The sequence below is a fragment of the Streptomyces sp. NPDC002125 genome, from assembly GCF_053593715.1.
In genome coordinates this window covers 92,326-111,034 of the sequence record NZ_JBSFDD010000026.1, presented here as the reverse complement: position 1 = coordinate 111,034, position 18,709 = coordinate 92,326, and the positions used below count along the sequence as shown (strand labels likewise).

Sequence of the window (18,709 nt, the reverse complement as noted above, 5' to 3'; positions counted from 1 at the left end):
GACCCACGCACTCATGAGAGGAACCCCTGTCGCCATGGCAATCCACCCTGTCCCGCAGGCCCGTCAGGCCGATCCGCCCTCCGCCGTCGACGGCCCGTGGCGCGACACTTCGCTCAGCCCCGAGGAGAGGGTGGCCGACCTGGCGGCCCGGATGACGCTCGAGGAGAAGTCCGCCCAGCTGTACGGAATCTGGGTGGGCGCCGACGCGGAGGGCGACGGAGTCGCGCCGCACCAGAACGACATGGTCGACCCGATCGACTTCGACGACATCACCACACGCGGACTCGGCCAGCTCACCCGGTCGTTCGGCACCGCCCCGGTGGACGCGGGCGTCGGCGCCGTCTCGCTGGCCAGGGCGCAGGCCAGGATCGTCGAGGGGAGCAGATTCGGCATCCCCGCGATCGCCCACGAGGAGTGCCTCGCGGGATTCACGACGCTGGGGGCGACCGCCTACCCGGTCCCGCTGGCCTGGGGCGCGGCCTGGGACACGGAGCTGGTCGCCGAGATGGCGCACCGCATCGGCAGCGACATGCGGTCGGTGGGTGTCCACCAGGGGCTCGCCCCGGTCCTGGACGTGGTGCGCGACCTGCGCTGGGGCCGCGTCGAGGAGACCGTCGGCGAGGACCCCTATCTGGTGGCCACCGTCGCCACCGCCTATGTGAAGGGCCTGGAGTCCGCGGGGATCGTCACCACGCTCAAGCACTTCGCGGGCTACTCCGCCTCGGCCGGTGCCCGCAACCTCGCCCCCGTCCGGGCCGGGTCCAGGGAGATGGCGGACGTGATCCTGCCGCCGTTCGAGATGGCGGTCCGCGACGGCGGAGCCCGCTCCGTGATGCACTCGTACGCCGAGATCGACGGGGTCCCCGTGGCCGCCGACCCGTCGCTGCTCACCGGACTCCTCCGCGACACCTGGGGCTTCCGCGGCACGGTCGTCGCCGACTACTTCGCGATCGGCTTCCTGGAGACCCTGCACAGGGTCGCCGCGGACCGGGGCGACGCCGCCCGGGTGGCCCTGACGGCGGGCGTCGACGTGGAACTGCCCACCGTGCGCAGCTACGGTGACGCGCTCGTCGCCGCCGTACGGGACGGACTCGTGGCCGAGGAACTGGTGGACCGCGCCCTGCACCGGGTCCTGCTGCAGAAGTGCGAGCTCGGCCTGCTCGACCCGGACCGGCAGGTCCTGCCGCCCGTGCTCGACGGCGTGGACCCGGAGCGGGCGCGCGGCACGGTGGACCTCGATCCGCCGCGCAACCGCGCCCTGGCCCGGCAGCTCGCCGAGCGGTCGTGCGTCCTGCTGGCCAACTCCGGGGGCGCGCTCCCGCTGAGCGGCACCGGACGGATCGCGGTCGTCGGACCGCGCGCCGACGACCCGCTGGCCATGCTCGGCTGCTACTCCTTCCCGAGCCATGTCGGGGTCCAGCACCCCGACGCTCCCATGGGCATCGAGATCCCCACGGTCCTGGAGTCGCTCCGCGAGGAGTTCCCCGGGGCCGCCATCGACTACGCGCAGGGCTGCGACGTGGACGGCACGGATGCCGAAGGGATCGAGGCCGCCGTCGCGCTGGCGGCCGGAGCCGACGTCTGCGTGGCCGTGCTCGGCGACCGGGCCGGACTCTTCGGACGCGGCACGTCCGGAGAGGGCTGCGACGTGACGGACCTGGCGCTGCCCGGTCTCCAGGGCCGGTTCCTCGACACGCTGCTCGCGACCGGCACCCCCGTCGTGCTGGTGCTGCTGACGGGACGGACCTACGCCCTCGGCGGGTGGGCCGACCGGCTGGCCGGCTGTGTGCAGGCGTTCTTCCCGGGCGAGGAGGGCGGCCCGGCGCTGGCCGGGGTGCTCTCGGGGCGGGTCAACCCCTCCGGCCGTCTGCCCGTGGGCGTCCCCCAGGGCACCGGCGGGCAGCCCTGGACCTATCTGCAGCCGCCGCTCGGCCGCGCCAACGGGGTCAGCAATCTGGACCCGAGCCCGCTCTACCCCTTCGGCCACGGACTCTCGTACACCTCGTTCGCCTGGGAGCCGGGCCCCGACGTCCCGGCCGAGCTGCCCACCGACGGTGAGACCGAGCTCGCGATCACGGTCCGCAACACCGGTGACCGCGACGGCGCCGAAGTGGTCCAGCTCTACGTCCACGACCCGGTCGCCCAGACCACACGACCCGAGGCCCGGCTCATCGGCTACGCCCGGGTGCCGCTCGCCGCGGGGGAGTCCCGGAGGGTCGGTTTCCGGTTCCACCCGGACCTGGTCTCCTTCACCGGGACCGCGGGGCACCGGATCGTGGAGCCGGGCGACCTGGAGCTGCGCTTCGCCGCTTCCAGCGACCCGGCCGATGTCAGGCACACCGTACGGCTGCGTCTCACGGGACCGGAGCGCACCGTCGACCACCGGCGCCGCATGGTCTGCGAGACATCGGTCGACGCGCCGCTCGCACAGAAGTGATGTGCGGGGGGCCACGGCTCCCCGCACGCGCCCGCCCCGCGCGCCCCTCCCGAGGGGTGCGCGGGGTGCTGCCGAAACTTTCGAAAGCCACTCAGGCGCGCTCGGCCAGCGGCTTCGCGTCCGCGCGCCCTCACCGAAAGGCACCTGTCATGCTCAAGGCAACTCGCTCGGTCGCGGTGGGCTCCGCCGCCGCCGTGCTCCTCGTCTCGGCGTTCACCCTCTCCACCTCCGCCGCCGCCGACGACTCCGCGAGACACGGCACGCAGGCCCGGCAGAGCGCGGCACCGCAGACGCTCGGCGGCCTCGGGAAGAAGGCCGGCCTGCGCATCGGCACGGCCGTCAACACGACCGCTCTGGCCGAGAACGCCCCGTACCGCGCCAAGGTCGCGGGGGAGTTCTCCTCCGTCACCGCGGAGAACGTCATGAAGTGGGAGGTGGTCGAACCGCAGCGCGGCACCTACGACTGGGCCGCCGCCGACGAGCTCGTCGACTTCGCGAAGAAGAACAACCAGCTGGTCCGAGGCCACACCCTGGTCTGGCACAGCCAGCTGCCGGCCTGGCTGAACAACGGCGACTTCACCGCCGGACAACTGCGGGAGATCCTGCGACGGCACATCACCGACCAGGTCAAGCACTTCAAGGGCGACATCTGGCAGTGGGACGTCGTCAACGAGGCGTTCAACGACGACGGCACGCTGAGGGACAGCATCTGGCTGCGGAAGCTCGGCCCCGGCTACATCGCGGACGCCTTCCGCTGGGCCCACCAGGCGGACCCGAAGGCCCGGCTGTTCATCAACGACTACAACATCGAGGGCGTCAACGCGAAGAGCACCGCCCTCTACGACCTGGTCACCGAGCTGCGCGAGCAGCGCGTGCCGGTCCACGGTGTGGGGGTCCAGGGCCACTTGGGCGTCCAGTACAGCGCGCCCCACGACATCGCCGACAACCTGGCGCGCTTCGACCGCCTCGGCCTGGAGACCGCGATCACCGAGGCCGACGTCCGGATGCCCATGCCGGCCGACAGCACCAAGCTCGAGGCCCAGGCCGAGGGCTACGGCGTCCTGCTGCGCGGCTGCCTCCTCACCCCGGGCTGCAACGACTTCACCGTATGGGGCTTCACCGACGCCTACTCCTGGGTGCCGGACACCTTCCCCGGCCAGGGCGCGGCCAACATCCTCGACGAGAACTACGCCCCCAAGCCCGCCTACGGCACCCTGCGCCAGACCCTGACGCTCGCCGCCGGCAGGCACTGAACCACACCATCCCCACGGGTACGGAAGAGGCGGCGGAATGACGACGGACCTCCGGATCACCGGAGTGCGGATCACTCCGGTGGCCTTCCGGGACCCGGCGCTGCTGAACGCGGTCGGCGTACACGAACCCTTCGCGCTGCGGGCGGTCGTCGAGATGGACACGGCCGAAGGACTGGCCGGCCTCGGCGAGACCTACGCGGACGAGGGGCATCTGCGCCGGCTGCGGGCAGCCGCCGACGCGGTCACCGGCATGGACGTCCACGCGCTCCGCGCCATGCACCGCAAGGTGGCCTCGGCGCTGGCCGGTGACGACGGCCCCGAGGGGTCGGGGCTCACCGGGATGATCACCACCAGCAGCGCCGCCGACCGGGTCTTCTCGCCCTTCGAGGTGGCCTGCCTGGACATCCAGGGCAAGGCGGCGGGCCGCCCCGTCAGCGATCTGCTGGGCGGAGCCGCGACCTCTCCCCGGCGACCGGCCTGCTCGTCGCCCGGGTGTGCACCGTGGTCTTCATCGGCGTCAGCATGATCGTCGCGATCGAGGCGGACCACTTCGGCGGCGTACTGGGCATCATCGTCGGACTGGTCGCTGCCGTGATGGGCCCCATATCCATCCCGATGCTGCTGGGGCTGCTGCCCGTCTTCCGGCGCTTCGGACCACGGGCCGCCCTCTCCTCCTGGGCGCTGGGCCTGCTCGGATATCTCCTGGTGAAGTTCGTGCTCGACAGCACGGACCAGACGCTCGTGATCGTCACCCCGCTCGCCACCTCGCTCGTGGTGTACATCGTCGTCGGGCTGATCACCTCGGAGCCCGACGACACCGCCGACGCGATCACCGCCGCGCTCTCGCCCTCGCCGGACGAGGAACGCGCGCAGGCGCCGGCCGCCGGCCGGCCCGCCGCGTCGCCCGCCGTACCCGAATGAGGCCGTAGGCCCGTACAGCAATTCCGCCAGGGGCTCACGCCCGTCCAATTTGTCATGTGTGTGAACAAAATGGAGAGCAACATGGACAAGCACACCAGCCGCAGATCGGTCCTCGGGGCCGGACTCGGCATCACGGCGCTGACTGCGACACCGCTAAGGGCGCTGATGGGCCTGACCGGCCAGGCATCGGCCGCGCCCGCCGGCTCCCCGGCGGTCCACCCCACCGACCCCGGCGCATACATCTCGTTCACGCCCAGCTCCGGTGCCTTCCCCCTGGTCAGGTCGGGCCGGGCGGCTCCCATCGTGGTCAGCGACAGGGACCACGACGGCGTCGTACGGGTGGCGGGTGACCTCCGGGACGACATCGAGCGCGTCACAGGTGTCCGCCCCGCGCTCTCCAAGGACGCCGCGCCCCGGGGCCGCGAGATCGTCCTCGTGGGCACCATCGGCCGCAGCCCGCTGATCGACCGACTGATCGCCGAGGGCAAGCTGAGGGCCTCCGGGATCACGGGCAAGTGGGAGACCAGCCTCCAGACCGTGGTCGAGAAGCCGCTGCCCGGGGTGGACCGCGCCTTCGTCGTCGCCGGCAGCGACCAGCGCGGCACGATCTTCGGCGCGTACGACGTCTCCCGGGGCATCGGGGTCTCGCCCTGGTACTGGTGGGACGACGTCACGCCCGTCCACCGCGACGCCCTGTACGTCCGGCCCGGCCTCCACAGCCAGGGCACCCCCGCCGTGAAGTACCGGGGCTTCTTCATCAACGACGAGAACCCGGCGCTGGGCACCTGGGCCCCCGCCTTCTTCGGCCCCGGCAAGGCTCCGGGCTTCGAGGGCGGGTTCAACGCGGCCTTCTACGCCAAGATCTTCGAAGTGATGCTGCGCCTCAAGGCCAACTACCTCTGGCCCGCCGTCTGGGGGCGCGCCTTCGCCGAGGACGACCCGCAGAACCACGCCACCGCCAAGGCCTACGGTGTCGTCATGGGCACCTCGCACGAGGCACCCATGATGCGGGGCATCGAGGAGTGGAACCGGCATGCCGTCGCCGCCGTGCGCGACAGCGCGGGCACCATCACCAAGCCCGGCCACGACCCCTACGGCGGCACCGGTGAGTGGTCCTTCCGCCGCAACGCCGAAGCCATCAAGGCCTACTGGCGCGAGGGCATACGCCGCATGGCGGACGAGGACTTCGAGGGCGTGGTCACCCTCGGCATGCGAGGCAACGGCGATGTCAGCCTGCCGGACGGCGACGGCATCGAGCTGATGACCGAGATCATCGCCACCCAGCGCGAGATCCTCGCCGAGGAGCTCGGCGCCGAGGACCGGGTCCCGCAGGTGTGGACCCTCTACAAGGAGGTCCAGCACTACTGGGATCGCGGGCTGCGTGTCCCGGACGACATCACCGTCGTCCTCACCGACGACAACTGGGCCAACGTCCGCAAGCTGCCCGACCTGAAGAACGATGCCCGCGGCGGCGGTTACGGCCTGTACTACCACTTCGACTACGTCGGGGTCGGCCGCAACTACAAGTGGGTCGACACCGCGTCCCTCCCCAACATGTGGGACCAGCTCCACCAGAGCGCGGCCTACGGCAACCACGGCCTCTGGGTCACCAACGTGGGCGACCTCAAGGGCAACGAACTGCCCACCCAGTTCTTCCTGGAGTACGCCTGGAAGCCCGACCGCTGGCCCCTGGAGGCGCTCGCGGAGTGGGAGGAGCGGTACGCCGCGCAGAACTTCGGGGAGAAGCAGGCCGAGGAGATCGCCGAGATCCTGCGCACCTACGCCCGGCTTCAGTCCCGCCGCAAGCCCGAGCTGCTCAACCGGAAGATCACCCTCGACCCGGCGAAGGACCCGGCGAAGGACTCCTCGGCCATCGTCTACGACGACCGGGCCACGCCCTTCAGCATCGTCGACTACCGCGAGCTGGAGCGGGTCACCGAGGACTGGCGGCGCCTGGACGCCGCGGCCGAACGCGTCCGCCGCGGTCTGCCGGCCTCCGCCCAGGACGCCTGGTACGAACTCGTCGGCTACGCCGTGCGGGCGACCGCCAATCTCTACGCCCTGCGTGAGGCGGAGTTCACCAACCTGCACTACGCGCCCCAGGGCCGCGCGCTGACCAATCAGCTTGCCGCAACGGCCGAGTCGGGCCTCGCCGAGGACTTCGCCCTCGCCGCCCGGTTCAACACCGAGGTGGCCGACGGGAAGTGGAACGGCTTCCAGACCCAGCCGCACATCGGTTACGGCGACGTGGACCGCTACGGCCCCAACGCCCCCTGGCAGCAGCCCGAGCTGAACAACGTCGCCCTCGCCGACGAGATCTTCCCCGCCGTGCGGCGCATCGAACTCCCGCGCAAGGCCGAGATGGGCGTCGCCGTCGACGGCTCGTCCGCCTGGTGGCCGGGGTCCGGTGACGCTGCCGAAGCGGTGCTGCCGGTCTTCAGCCCGTACCAGAGCCAGCCCGCTCAGTATGTCGAGGTGTTCAACCGGGGCACCGAACCCTTCGACTTCCGCGTCCGTACGGGTGCCTCCTGGCTGATCGCCGACCGGACACGCGGCCGGGTGGACGCCCAGACCAGGGTCACCTTCCGGGTGGACTGGTCGCGCGCACCCAAGGGGGTAACGAGGGTCCCCGTCGCCATCTCCGGCCCCGGCGGCAGCGAGGTCGTGGTCCAGGCCGTGGCCGACCGGCCCCGCCTGGAGCGCGCGGAGCTCAGGGGATTCGTCGAGGCCAACGGTTACGTCTCCATCGAGGCCGACCACTTCCACCGGGCGGTCGGCCGCGACGGCATCTCCTGGCGGCGGATTCCGGACATCGGCCGCACCGGATCGGGCATGGAACCCTTCCCGGTCACCGCCGGGCGCCAGGCCCCGGGCGGCAGAGGGCCCCGGCTGGAGTACCGCGTCAGCCTGTTCACGACCGGGCCGGTCACGGTCTGGGCGTATCTGTCTCCCCGTAACAACGCGCTGGCGTCCGACGGGCTCACGTACGCCGTCTCCTTCGACGACGAGGCTCCGCAGCCGGTCAACATCACCTCGGTCACCGGGGCCGACGACGGCACGATGAACACCCAGTGGGCCCGCAACACCTCGGACAACGTCAACCGCACCGGCACCGTGCACCACATCGGCCGGGCGGGGGCGCACGTCCTGAAATTCTGGATGGTCGACCCGACCGTGGTACTCCAGAACCTCGTGGTGGACACCGGCGGCCTCAAGCCCAGCTATCTGGGCCCGCCGGAGAGCCTCCGGCTGAGCTGACCGGAGCGGGACGAGCAGGACGAGGAGGCGGCAGGGATGAGCATCGAGATCCGGGACACCGAGGGGCACGGTGCGACGCTGGAGGTGGCCCCGGGACCGGCCGAGGGCCCCCTCCAGGTCGGAATCCGGATCGAGGGCACGCCGGCCGGCGCCTCCTGGTCCTGCTCCCCGGCCGCGGCCAGGGAACTGGCCGCGGCGCTCCTCGCGGCCGCGGCCGAGGCCGAGAACGCCCGCGCGGCGGAGCCCGTCACCGTCAAGGCACGCGAGCTGCTGCGGGGCGACGTCCGCGACGCGGACCGGCTGATGACGGTGGAGGCCGTCAGGACGGAGGGCGGACACGTCCAGGTGACCTGGACATCGGGCAGCGGACGCAGCTGGAGCCAGATGTACGACGCCGATGCCGACATCCGGCTCCGGCGCCGGAGGTGAGCCGGGTCCGTGCGGCCCATAATTCGACGATCGGCGTAGTACGGTATTTCTCGTAGTACGGTGAATCTCGTACGATGCTGTGGCCCGGGCGGACCGGGCCACGGCGCCGCCCGTCGCATTCCGAGAATCCGGAGCCCCCTGTGAGCGCACTCTTCGAGCCCTGCACCCTGCGGTCGCTGACCTTCCCCAACCGCATCTGGATGGCCCCCATGTGCCAGTACAGCGCGGACGCGGCCGGTCCCGACACGGGTGCGCCCAACGACTGGCACTTCGCCCACTACGCGTCCCGCGCCGTCGGCGGCACGGGACTCGTGCTCGTCGAGGCCACCGGCGTCAGCCCGGAGGGGCGGATCAGCGCCGCCGACCTCGGTATCTGGAACGACAGGCAGGTGGAGGCGTTCCGACGCGTCACCGCCTCCCTCTCCGCGCACGGGGCCGTCCCCGGCATACAACTCGCCCATGCCGGGCGCAAGGCGTCAACAGGCCGCCCCTGGCAGGGTGGAGGTCCCGTCCCCGTCGACTCCCCGGAGGGCTGGCAGCCGGTGGCGCCCAGCGCCATCGCCTATGACGACCACTACACGGTGCCCACCGAACTGTCCGTCGACGGCATCCAGGAAATCGTGCGGCAGTTCGCCGACGCCGCACGCAGGGCGCTCGACGCGGGCTTCCAGGTCGCCGAGGTCCACGGGGCGCACGGGTACCTGATCGGTCAGTTCCTCTCCCCGGAGAGCAACCACCGCACCGACGAGTACGGCGGTTCCTTCGAGAACCGCACGCGCTTCGCCCTCGAGGTGGTCGACGCCGTGCGCGCGGTGTGGCCCGAGGAACTGCCCGTGTTCTTCCGCATCTCCGCCACGGACTGGCTGACCGAGAACCCCGAGGACCCGCGCGAGGGCTGGACCGCCGACGACACCGTCCGTTTCGCACGCGAACTGCTCGCCCACGGCGTGGATCTGCTCGACGTCTCGACGGGCGGACTCGCCCCCGGGGCGAGCATCCCCGTCGGGCCGGACTACCAGGTGCCCTTCGCCGAGCGGGTGCGCAAGGAGACGGACCTCCCGGTGGCCGCCGTCGGGCTGATCACCGACCCCGTGCAGGCCGAGAAGATCCTGACCGAGGGCAGCGCGGACGCCGTCCTGATCGGCCGTGAACTGCTGCGCGACCCCTACTTCGCCCGCAACGCCTCGCGCGCCCTCGACGGCGACATCGAGTTGCCCCTGCCGTACGGCTACGCCGTGTGAGCCGGCCTCAGTGGGTACGCTGAGCGGCGATGCCGACTCCCCAGGGCCCCACGCTGCGCGAACTGGCCGTACAAGCGCTCTCCTCGACGATGCGCGGATACGACCTGCTCGCCCCGAAGTTCGACCTGACGCCCTACCGGACCCCGGACCGTGTGCTCGACGCCGTCGCCGACGCGGTCCGGCCGCTCGGGCCCTTCGACCGGGGCCTGGACGTCTGCTGCGGCACCGGCGCGGGCGTGGGCGTCCTGCGGGAGCTGTGCCGGGAGCGGGTCACCGGCGTCGACTTCAGCGCCGGCATGCTCGGCGTGGCGCGGTCCGCGCACACCGTCGCCTCCGCACCGGCCGAAGGGCCGGCGGTGGACTGGGTGCGGGCCGACGCCCGGGCGCTGCCCTTCGCGCCGGCCTTCGACCTGGCCCTGAGCTTCGGGGCGTTCGGCCACTTCCTGCCGGAGGAACGCCCCACGCTGTTCGACCAGGTGTACGCGTCGCTGCGGCCGGGCGGCGTGTTCGTCTTCCCGGTGGGCGCGCCGCCCGCGGTGGGTTCCCGGGCCTACTGGTCGTTCCTCGGCTTCGACATGGCGATGCGGGTGCGCAACGCCCTGTGGCATCCGCGTTTCATCATGTACTACCGCACGTTCCCGCTCGCCGGCGTGGTGGACGACCTCGTACGCACCGGATTCGAGGTGCGACTTCTGCCGCTGGAGGCGCTCGGCCGGAGGCCGGACGGCAGCCCTCGCGCCCGGCTCGTGGTGGCCGCCCGTGGATAAAATTACGATGACTCTCGTACAATGAAGACCCCTGTACGAAGTGGAGCAACCGTGACGACGAACGCCGCTCGCGTGCTCACCCATCCCTCGCGCGAGGAGATCCGCGTCGAGGGCGTGCTCCACGCCCTCTCGGACCCGGTCAGGCTCCGGATCGTGCGGCAGCTGGCCGGCGCGACCGACGAGCTGGCCTGTTCCCGCTTCGACCTCCCGGTGTCCAAGTCCACCACCACGCACCACTTCAGGGTGCTCCGCGAGAACGGCGTCATCACGCAGTTCTACCGGGGGACGGCGAAGCTGAGCTGTGTGCGGACGGAGGACCTGGACGCCCTCTTCCCCGGGCTGCTGGACAGCGTCCTCGGGGCGGCCGACCTCCAGACGAAGCGGTTCGGCGAGGACTGACGCCGCACCGGGGAGTCACCGGCCGCGTTCTCCGCGTACCGCGTCACCGGCCGCCCTCGCCGTACCGCCCCGGCCGTGTCACCGGCCGCCCTTGCCCATCTCCCGGCCGTGTCACCGGCCGCCCTCGCCGCGTGCCGCGTCGAGCAGCCCCGGCCAGTCGGGGATCTTCACCCGCCCACGGCCCAGCGACCGGCCGAGCGCGGACTCGGCCCGCTCGATCGACAGCCAGCCGTCCCACTCCACGGGCCGCGCCCCTGAGTCCGCAGCGCGGCCAGCGGGTCGGGGGAGACCTCCCGGCGGGCCAGCAGCGGAGCGTCGGCGAGCAGCGAGGCGACCGTCTCCTTCGCGCACGACCTGTTCGATCCGATGACGCCCGTGGGGCCGCGCTTGATCCACCCCGCGACGTACTCCCCGGGCGACACCACTCCGTCCCTGAGCACCCTGCCGCCCGCGTGCGGCACCGTGCCGCGCACCGGGTCGAAGGGCAGCCCGGGCAGCGGCGTCCCCCGGTAGCCCACGGCCCGCAGCACCAGCTGCGCCTCGATGTCCTCGTACGTCCCCGTGTCCCGCACGCCGCCCGCCCCGTCAGGGACGGTCCGCACGAACCGCACCCCGGACACCCGGCCGTCCCGCTCCAGCAGCTCGGCCGGGCGCAGGAAGAAGCGCAGCCGGATGCGGCGCTCCTGGCCGTCCGCCGGGGCGGAGGGCGGCGCCGCCGACCAGCCGCGCAGCACCTCCAGATTGCGCCGGACCACGGCGGGGAGCGACGCCGCGCCAGGACCGTCCGGCGCGCGGAGCGCGAAGCCCCCCGGCGTCGGGATGGGCGCTGTACCAGGAGACGAACTCGGTGGCGGAGAAGCTGCCCGGCAGTCCCTCGCCGGGAACGGCGAGCGGCCGGTCGGCCGCCGCTCCGACGCAGTAGACCACCGCGTGGTACAGCTCCTTCAGCCGGGCGGGTGACAGCCCGCCCTCGCCGCCGACCTCCACATGACCGGCGAAGGTGATCCGCTCGTCCTCCAGGACCGCCCGGAGACTGCTCTGCAACGACTTGATCTTCTCGTGGTCGGGCGCCACCCCATAACGCACCAGCCCGTACGGGGTGGGCAGCCGGTCCAGCACATGCACCCGCACATCCGGAACCCGCGACTGCTGCAACAGGGCCTGGGCGGTGTAGACCCCACTGGGACCCGAACCGACGACGGCGACACGGAGCACGGCGCACCTCTTCCCGCAGGATGCCTCCAGCATGGCACCGCCGGGCGGAAGCGGGGAGGAGCACGGGCCCGGCGGACCGGCGTGGTCCATCAGGTCATCAGACCGCGCATCCGGTCGATCTCCACGGTCTGCTGGGCGACGACGTCGTTGGCCATCTCCTCCACCAGTACGTTGTTGCCGTCCGCCAGCGCCTCGGTCGCCATGGTCACCGCGCCCTGGTGGTGGGTGATCATCAGTTTCAGGAACAGCGTGTCGAAGGCCTTGCCGCGTGCGGCGCGCAACTGTTCGATCTGCTGGTCCGTCGCCATGCCGGGCATCGCGGCATGGTCGTCGTGCGTCTCCTCGCGGTCGCCCCCGCCGTTGTTCTTCAGCCAGCCTTCCATGGCGCCGATCTCGGGCTGCTGGCTCGCCGATATGCGCTTCGCGAGCCGCTCGACGGACGGGGAGGACGCCCGGCCGGGGACGAGTGCGGTGAGCACGAGGGCCTGTTCGTGGTGCTCGATCATCATCCGGGTGTAGCGGAAGTCGGCGGAGTTGGGAGTGTCGTCGCCCACCTCCTTCGCCGCCTCCTCGGCCGACAGCGTCCTCGCGGGTTCGCCGGGCTTCCCGGGCGCCACGACCGAAAAGCCCTTGTCCGCTGCCGCGTTCGCCCCGTCGTCGTCGCTGCCCCCGTCGCAGCCCGACAGGACGAGAACGGCAGCCGTGAGTGTCGCAGCCAGGGCAGCTGCGCGCACGTGCGCGTTCCGACGGTGGATCAACACGCTGACCTCCATTGCCGCATGAGTGTGTCGCAGACCGTCCTAACAGCTTCCACCGGCCGTTGATCAAAAACTTTCATTACGTCTCTGTTGCCATCTGTTGGTGTGTACATGAGAGGGACGATACTGCCGGGGTCCAAGAACCGTTCGTCGACGGACGGATACAAGGGAGGACGCAGTGACCTCGTTGCACACCACCAGCGTGCGGCGCAGACGTCTGGGTGTGGCGGCAGCCGCGGCCGGGCTCATCGCCACGCTGTTCACGGCAGGACCCGCAGCCGCGACGCCGGACCCGGGCGACACCGCCACCACCCGCAGCGGTGTTTCCGTGAGCGAGCAGGCCGAAGCACGCGCCGCCATCGAGAGCGGTGAGATACCCGGCGTGGACGAGATCGTCCACAGCGCCAACATCGAGCACCTGACGAACGTCCCCAAGGACGCGCTCCAGGGACTCAACACGGACCTGGCCTTCCAGGGTGACTACGCGTACGCCGGCAACTACGACGGCTTCCGGATCTTCGACATCCGCAACCCGAAGAAGCCGAGGACCGTCGCGCAGGTCCTCTGCCCCGGATCGCAGAACGACATCTCGGTCTCCGGGAACCTCCTCTTCCTGTCGACCGACTCCTCGCGCAGCGACAACTCCTGTGCCAGCACCACCCAGCCGGCCACGGAGAAGTCCTCCTGGGAGGGCATGAAGGTCTTCGACATCAGCGACAAGCGCAACCCGAAGTACGTCGCCGCCGTCGAGACCGCGTGCGGCTCCCACACCCACACGATCATTCCCGAGCGCAGGAGCGTCTACGTCTACGTCTCCTCGTACTCGCCCAACGAGACGTTCCCGGACTGCCAGCCGCCGCACGACGGCATCTCCGTCATCAAGGTGCCGCGCAGCGCTCCCGAGGACGCCCGGATCGTGAACTTCCCCGTCCTCTTCCCGGACGGCGGCAACCCGGGCGCGCCGACCAACCCCGGCGTCTCGAAGACCACCGGATGCCACGACATCACCGTCCTGCCGTCGAAGGACCTGGCGGCCGGCGCGTGCATGGGTGACGGTCTGCTCTTCTCCATCAAGGACCCGGAGAACCCGAGGATCATCGACCGGGTCCAGGACAACGTGAACTTCGCGTTCTGGCACTCCGCGACCTTCAACCAGGGCGCGGACAAGGTGGTGTTCACCGACGAGCTCGGCGGCGGCGGTGCGGCCACCTGCAACGACGCGATCGGGCCGAACCGCGGGGCCGACGGTGTCTACGACATCACGGGCAAGGGCGACAACCGCAAGCTGGTCTTCCGCAGCTACTTCAAGATCGACCGCCCGCAGGCGGACACCGAGGTGTGCGTCGCGCACAACGGCTCGATCATCCCGGTCAAGGGCCGTGACCTGATGGTCCAGGCCTGGTACCAGGGCGGCGTCTCCGTGTGGGACTTCACCGACTCCTCCAAGCCGAAGGAGATCGCGTACTTCGAGCGCGGTCCCGTTTCCACGACGGCGGTCACCACCGCCGGCCCGTGGTCGGCGTACTACTACAACGGCTACATCTACTCCAACGACATCGCCAAGGGCTTCGACGTCCTGAAGCTCGACGACCGGCGGACGGACCCGGCGAAGAAGGTGCGGCTGAAGGAGCTCAACGTCCAGACGCAGCCGGACTACTTCGACCGCTGACCCACCCGCTTCCCCCGCAGGTGAACGCGAGTGCCCCGCCGGGAGTCTCCGCCCGGCGGGGCACGTCTATCCGATTGACCCGTGGGCGGCACGGGGACATGCTGTACCCCTGATTCCGGCGATGCGGGGGATCGCCGGAATCAGAAGCACCGCCGTGCGCTGTCCGGAAATCCTGAGGGGCCGCGCGGAACGACGGGCGGCGGGGCCGGAAGGCAGAGGGCCGAGCGGACGCTCAGGCCGCCGGACGGACGCTCGTACCCGCGGCCGTGGCCCACTCCACCAGCAGCCGCTGGTACAGCGTCTCCTCGTCCGGGGACAGCAGTCCGCCCGAGCGCTGCCACAGGTCGCGAATCTCTTCGTTGACGACGGAGGCGGGGCGCACGGTGACGGACGTGTTCGGATACGGGGACATGTCCACCAAACTAAACCCCCATCGGGCCGCGAGTCCCCTTCCGGGACAGGGATATCCCTCACACTGTCCGCCGGCATCCTTCACAAGGCGCGCGGAGCTGACCCCTCTCCCGTGCCATCGACCAGGCCGAGGGCCCTGAGCCCGTCCGGCCGCCGGGACACGGGCAGGTGGTCGACGAAACGCACCTCACACCCCACGGCCGCCGCCCCCACGTCCGCGTCGCGGTCGTCACCGACCATGACCACATCCGCAGGATCGTGTCCCAGCAGCGTGCACGCCGTACGGAACAGCAGGGGGTCGGGCTTCTGGACGCCGTGCTCGTAGGACAGGACATAGGCGTCGACCAGCTCGTCCAGGCCGTGGGCGCGGAAGACGGGGCGCAGATCCCAGCCGATGTTGCTCACGACACCGATCGACGCGCCGTTGTCACGCAGCCCGCGCAGCACCTCCGCCGCGTCGGGGTACGGCTGCCAGGCCGCCGGGTCCATATGGCGCTCGTACAGCGCGTCGTACAGGACCGGGTCCGGAAGGGGGACCTGGCGTGCGGCGCCGGTGAAGGCCTCCCTGTGGGTCTTCGCGCTGCTGTCGCGAAGGGCCCAGACCTCGGCCAGCGCCGGCGGAACCTCCACGGGCCGCGGGCCTCCGGGCTGTGCCCCGGCATCCGCCAGCCGGCGCGCGTACCGTTCGAAATCTGCCTGCTCCACGGTGATGCCCCGGGCGTCGAGGACGGCGCGCAGCCATGATGTGACCGGCTCGATCCGGAAGAGGGTCCCGGAGAAGTCGAAAAGTACACCCCTGATCCGCATGGTCCGATCATCGTGGCTCCGGGCGAGGCCCTACAAGGGCGGCTCCTCGCCACCCGCCGTCCGCCGCGCCGTGTACGCGCCGTATCCGGCGACGGAGAAGGCGACCACGGTCCCCGCGAGCAGCACCCCGCCCAGCACGTCGCTCATCCAGTGCACGCCCAGATACAGGCGCGTGAAGGCGACGCCGGCAACCGAGAGGGCGGCGAGGACCAGTGAGCCCCACCACACGGCGGGATGCGCGCCGTGCAGGCGCAGCAGCCACATCAGGAGCCCACAGGTCACCGCCGCCGTCATGGCGTGCCCCGAGGGGAAGGCCGCGTAGTTCGCCGAGTCCACCGGGTCGGGCCACCGGGGACGCTCCCGGCCCACCGCCGCCTTCAGGCCCTGCTGGACCAGTGTGGCGAACAGGCTGGTCGCGGCCACCCACCCGGCGAGCACACGCGCCCCGCGCCACCACAGCAGGATCACGGCCACGGCGGTCAGCACGCGCATCGTCCAGGGGTCCCACACCCAGTCCGTCAGCACCCTGTTGACATGGACCAGCCCTGGTTCGGCCACCGCGTCGCGGTGCAGGGCGTCGGCCACGACGCCGTCCAGCGACACCAGGGGGGACCAGCGCACCGCGACCAGCACGATCAGGACGAGGGACAGGGCGGCGCAGACCAGGCCGGTGACGAGGAGCAAGGGCCGGGTACGGGGGAGGTGGGGAGGGGAGTGCATGGGGACGATCCTCGCGGACGATGCGCCCGGGAGGCTAACCCAGGGCGCTGAGACCCGGCACGAAGGCCACGAGCAGCGGCACGACGGGCACCAGCGCGGCAGCGGCCGTCAGCCGCAGCCGACGGCCCGCGGTGAGCCGCTCCACCGGTGCGAGCAGGCGGTTCACCCTGAGGGGCATGTGCGCGTCGGGCGTGGGACACGGGCCGAACACCCCGCGGTCCTCGTTGAGTTCGACCAGGGCGAGCGCGATCGTGAGGCGTCCGAAGCGCCTCGACGCCACGTCGTCCGCGGCCAGTTCGACGAGGTGGTGCATCTCGTCGCGGAACGCCGCGAACACCGGCACCTGCGGAAAGCCGGACGCGAGCGCGCCCGAGCAGTGCAGGAGCCAGTCGTGGCGCGCCTGGGCGTGCCCCTGCTCGTGTGCGAGCACCGCGTCGAGCTGACGGCCCTTGAGACGCCCGAGCGCCGCGGTGGTGATGACCAGTTGAGGAGCCGCCCCCGGCAGCCACCACGCGTCCGGACGCTCGCCCTCCAGCACCACGAGGCGACCGCTGCCGGGCTCCTCGCCCGGCATCAGCGGGGACCGGACCAGCAGTTCGCTCCGCCGCTGCCTTCGACGCGCCCGGGCCCGGTGGATCTCCCGTACGAGCATGGCCGCCGTCCACACTCCGCCGAGTGCCAGCAGCACCGCGATGACCGCGGACCAAGGGCCGTACGCGCCCAGGGCGTACGCCTCGACCACGGCGTGCGGTGCGGGCGCGAAGACATGACCACGCACCGCCTGCCAGGCGGCTGCCGCGCTCAGCGTCATGGAGAGCCCGAAGGACAGCAGGACGCCCGCCACCACACACTGCCAGACCCAGAGGGCCACGACAGGCTCGCGCTCGGGCCATCGGGCCCTCGCCATCAGGCCCGGGGCCACGACCGCGGCCAAGGCGCCGAGCAGCAGCAGCGCGAGGGAGACCAACATGGCGTCAGCCTATGAGCGCCGCACTGTCCACGGGTATGGCCACGCGCGCCAAGTGACGCAGGACACGGTCCGCCGGGCCCGCCGTCTCACAGGGTGAGCAGCATGGCGAACATGGCTATCCCCATCGTCAGCCTGCACGCCAGCGCCATCTCGGGTCTCGCGCCCCAGACGGAGCCCGCCGCGCCACCGGCGATCCCACCGCCGGCCGGCACCCCGGCGGGTGCCGGAGCGGGTATCAGACGTCCCGCCGCACGCAGGACGTAGAGGGCGTAGTACGCCAGCAGCGCCCCCGTCAGCACCGGGACGCCGCCGGCGGAGCCCACCGGCCCCGCCCCGTGCGCCAGGTGGCCGCCCGTCGCCCCGTGCGCCGCGCCCGGAGCCATCGCGACGGCCATGTAGACCATCGCCAGCGAACCGACCAGGTGATGCCAGTGGTGGCCGCCGCCCCGCGCGGCGTACACCAGCGCGCGCAGCGACGCGGCGCCGAACACGACGGCGTACACCGCCCACGTCCACTCCGGGAGGGCCAGCAGGGCGGCGGGCACCGCCATCGCGGCCATCCCGAACCCCATCACCGCCTCCCCGCGTGCCGCTCGGCGTTCCCGCTCGGTGCCTTCGCGGGTGCGCAGCAGGCAGTACGCCCCGGTGAACCCGCACAGCACCATGAGCAGCCAGCCGGACAGCGCCGGTCCGTGCACAGTGCACCTCCCCCTACGACGAATGACGCCGGTGTCGTCCCATCGATGCCCCGTTCCGCCTGCGACTACCGGGGCGCATTGGGGTACTGGGGGAGCGCGCCCGGGCCTGCGGGGGGCGGCCGGGGCCGCGTTAGTCTCGGACGGCACCGTCGGCAGCACACCACCGGAGAAAGCCACATGGACATCGCACCGGCCTCGGCCCGGGTACACCTCACCTTCCGCGACGCGACCGAGGCCGACGTGCCCGTCCTCGTGGGGCTCGTCGAGTCCGCCTACCGGGGAGACGCGAGCCGGGCCGGATGGACCACCGAGGCGGACATCCTCCAGGGACAGCGCACCGACGCGGCCGGGGTGCGCGAGGTGCTGGACACTCCCTCGGGGCGGGTTCTCGTGGCCGAGCGAGACGGCGAGCCGGTCGCCTGCTGCCAGCTCGAACACCGTGGCGAGGCAGCCTACTTCGGCATGTTCGCGGTCCGGCCGGAGCTGCAGGGGGCGGGCCTGGGCAAGGTGATCATCGCCGAGGCGGAGCGCACGGCGCGGGAGGACTGGGGTGCCGGTGAGATGCACATGACGGTGATCTCGGTCCGGGAGGAGCTGATCGCCTGGTACGAGCGCCGCGGCTACCGCCGTACGGGAAAGCTGACGCCCTTCCCGTACGGCGACGAGCGCTTCGGCATCCCGCAGCGCGACGACCTCGCCTTCGAGCTGCTGGTCAAGGACCTGTAGGGACGAGCTGCGACGGGGCCGCGGGCCAGG

The 18,709-nt window shown here is 71.5% G+C and carries 17 protein-coding genes and 1 pseudogene; 11 read left to right on the top strand and 7 right to left on the bottom strand.

Annotated features, from left to right (window positions below; translation table 11 throughout):
* The first annotated feature begins 34 nt into the window (after positions 1-34).
* The 9 genes from ACWCQM_RS32450 (at position 35) to ACWCQM_RS32410 (ending at position 10,705) form a co-directional block, all read left to right on the top strand.
* Positions 35-2,437 (top strand): beta-xylosidase/alpha-l-arabinosidase, encoded by a 2,403-nt coding sequence (locus tag ACWCQM_RS32450; protein WP_450918645.1) that lies wholly within the window; start codon positions 35-37, stop codon positions 2,435-2,437.
* Positions 2,438-2,586: 149 nt separating this feature from the next.
* Complete coding sequence (locus ACWCQM_RS32445; RefSeq protein WP_450918644.1) at positions 2,587-3,690, top strand: endo-1,4-beta-xylanase; 1,104 nt, start codon at positions 2,587-2,589, stop codon at positions 3,688-3,690.
* 37 nt (positions 3,691-3,727) lie between these two features.
* Positions 3,728-4,216, top strand: a complete 489-nt coding sequence (locus ACWCQM_RS32440; protein WP_450918643.1) for a hypothetical protein — start codon at positions 3,728-3,730, stop codon at positions 4,214-4,216.
* Positions 4,192-4,611, top strand: a complete 420-nt coding sequence (locus ACWCQM_RS32435) for a hypothetical protein (RefSeq protein ID WP_450918642.1) — start codon at positions 4,192-4,194, stop codon at positions 4,609-4,611. Before ACWCQM_RS32440 ends, ACWCQM_RS32435 begins: the two co-directional genes overlap by 25 nt.
* A gap of 81 nt (positions 4,612-4,692) precedes the next feature.
* Positions 4,693-7,869, top strand: coding sequence for a glycosyl hydrolase 115 family protein (locus ACWCQM_RS32430; RefSeq protein ID WP_450918641.1), 3,177 nt, complete (start codon positions 4,693-4,695; stop codon positions 7,867-7,869).
* Between the two features lie 36 nt (positions 7,870-7,905).
* Positions 7,906-8,298 (top strand): hypothetical protein, encoded by a 393-nt coding sequence (locus tag ACWCQM_RS32425; protein WP_450918640.1) that lies wholly within the window; start codon positions 7,906-7,908, stop codon positions 8,296-8,298.
* 140 nt (positions 8,299-8,438) lie between these two features.
* Entirely contained in the window at positions 8,439-9,539 is a 1,101-nt protein-coding gene (locus ACWCQM_RS32420) for an NADH:flavin oxidoreductase/NADH oxidase (protein ID WP_450918639.1), read from the top strand.
* Between the two features lie 29 nt (positions 9,540-9,568).
* Positions 9,569-10,306, top strand: coding sequence for a class I SAM-dependent methyltransferase (locus ACWCQM_RS32415; protein ID WP_450918638.1), 738 nt, complete (start codon positions 9,569-9,571; stop codon positions 10,304-10,306).
* 21 nt (positions 10,307-10,327) lie between these two features.
* Positions 10,328-10,705: an ArsR/SmtB family transcription factor gene (locus ACWCQM_RS32410; protein WP_450918637.1), complete on the top strand. Its 378-nt coding sequence runs from the start codon at positions 10,328-10,330 to the stop codon at positions 10,703-10,705.
* 111 nt (positions 10,706-10,816) lie between these two features.
* Here ACWCQM_RS32410 and ACWCQM_RS32405 read toward each other — a convergent pair.
* Together ACWCQM_RS32405 and ACWCQM_RS32400 are read right to left on the bottom strand one after the other, a co-directional pair.
* A pseudogene (locus ACWCQM_RS32405) lies at positions 10,817-11,920 on the bottom strand (FAD/NAD(P)-binding protein).
* An 89-nt stretch (positions 11,921-12,009) separates the two neighbouring features.
* A complete protein-coding gene (locus ACWCQM_RS32400) occupies positions 12,010-12,693 on the bottom strand; it encodes a DUF305 domain-containing protein (RefSeq protein WP_450918636.1) in 684 nt (227 codons plus the stop codon).
* 163 nt (positions 12,694-12,856) lie between these two features.
* On the opposite strand from ACWCQM_RS32400, the gene ACWCQM_RS32395 reads away from it, so the two are divergent.
* Positions 12,857-14,347 (top strand): LVIVD repeat-containing protein, encoded by a 1,491-nt coding sequence (locus tag ACWCQM_RS32395; protein WP_450918635.1) that lies wholly within the window; start codon positions 12,857-12,859, stop codon positions 14,345-14,347.
* Between the two features lie 232 nt (positions 14,348-14,579).
* Here the strand turns inward: ACWCQM_RS32395 and ACWCQM_RS32390 are convergent, their stop codons facing one another.
* The 5 genes from ACWCQM_RS32390 to ACWCQM_RS32370 form a co-directional block, all read right to left on the bottom strand.
* Positions 14,580-14,759: a hypothetical protein gene (locus tag ACWCQM_RS32390; RefSeq protein WP_450918634.1), complete on the bottom strand. Its 180-nt coding sequence runs from the start codon at positions 14,757-14,759 to the stop codon at positions 14,580-14,582.
* An 80-nt stretch (positions 14,760-14,839) separates the two neighbouring features.
* Positions 14,840-15,565: an HAD family hydrolase gene (locus tag ACWCQM_RS32385; protein WP_450918633.1), complete on the bottom strand. Its 726-nt coding sequence runs from the start codon at positions 15,563-15,565 to the stop codon at positions 14,840-14,842.
* 30 nt (positions 15,566-15,595) lie between these two features.
* Entirely contained in the window at positions 15,596-16,285 is a 690-nt protein-coding gene (locus tag ACWCQM_RS32380; protein WP_450918632.1) for a phosphatase PAP2 family protein, read from the bottom strand.
* Between the two features lie 34 nt (positions 16,286-16,319).
* Positions 16,320-17,255 carry a M56 family metallopeptidase gene (locus ACWCQM_RS32375; protein WP_450918631.1) on the bottom strand — a complete coding sequence of 312 codons (936 nt, stop codon included), beginning with the start codon at positions 17,253-17,255 and terminating at the stop codon, positions 16,320-16,322.
* Between the two features lie 86 nt (positions 17,256-17,341).
* A complete protein-coding gene (locus ACWCQM_RS32370; RefSeq protein WP_450918630.1) occupies positions 17,342-17,953 on the bottom strand; it encodes a DUF5134 domain-containing protein in 612 nt (203 codons plus the stop codon).
* Between the two features lie 177 nt (positions 17,954-18,130).
* On the opposite strand from ACWCQM_RS32370, the gene ACWCQM_RS32365 reads away from it, so the two are divergent.
* The gene (locus ACWCQM_RS32365) at positions 18,131-18,679 is read left to right on the top strand and encodes a GNAT family N-acetyltransferase (protein ID WP_450918629.1); all 549 of its coding nucleotides are present in this window, start codon (positions 18,131-18,133) and stop codon (positions 18,677-18,679) included.
* Positions 18,680-18,709: the final 30 nt, after the last annotated feature.

Coding starts and splice junctions, on each gene's coding strand:
- ACWCQM_RS32450 (WP_450918645.1), top strand. CDS start 35: ATGGCAATCCACCCTGTCCCGCAGGCCCGTCAGGCCGATCCGCCCTCC.
- ACWCQM_RS32445 (WP_450918644.1), top strand. CDS start 2,587: ATGCTCAAGGCAACTCGCTCGGTCGCGGTGGGCTCCGCCGCCGCCGTG.
- ACWCQM_RS32440 (WP_450918643.1), top strand. CDS start 3,728: ATGACGACGGACCTCCGGATCACCGGAGTGCGGATCACTCCGGTGGCC.
- ACWCQM_RS32430 (WP_450918641.1), top strand. CDS start 4,693: ATGGACAAGCACACCAGCCGCAGATCGGTCCTCGGGGCCGGACTCGGC.
- ACWCQM_RS32425 (WP_450918640.1), top strand. CDS start 7,906: ATGAGCATCGAGATCCGGGACACCGAGGGGCACGGTGCGACGCTGGAG.
- ACWCQM_RS32415 (WP_450918638.1), top strand. CDS start 9,569: ATGCCGACTCCCCAGGGCCCCACGCTGCGCGAACTGGCCGTACAAGCG.
- ACWCQM_RS32410 (WP_450918637.1), top strand. CDS start 10,328: ATGAAGACCCCTGTACGAAGTGGAGCAACCGTGACGACGAACGCCGCT.
- ACWCQM_RS32400 (WP_450918636.1), bottom strand. CDS start 12,693: ATGGAGGTCAGCGTGTTGATCCACCGTCGGAACGCGCACGTGCGCGCA.
- ACWCQM_RS32390 (WP_450918634.1), bottom strand. CDS start 14,759: ATGTCCCCGTATCCGAACACGTCCGTCACCGTGCGCCCCGCCTCCGTC.
- ACWCQM_RS32385 (WP_450918633.1), bottom strand. CDS start 15,565: ATGCGGATCAGGGGTGTACTTTTCGACTTCTCCGGGACCCTCTTCCGG.
- ACWCQM_RS32380 (WP_450918632.1), bottom strand. CDS start 16,285: ATGCACTCCCCTCCCCACCTCCCCCGTACCCGGCCCTTGCTCCTCGTC.
- ACWCQM_RS32375 (WP_450918631.1), bottom strand. CDS start 17,255: ATGTTGGTCTCCCTCGCGCTGCTGCTGCTCGGCGCCTTGGCCGCGGTC.
- ACWCQM_RS32365 (WP_450918629.1), top strand. CDS start 18,131: ATGGACATCGCACCGGCCTCGGCCCGGGTACACCTCACCTTCCGCGAC.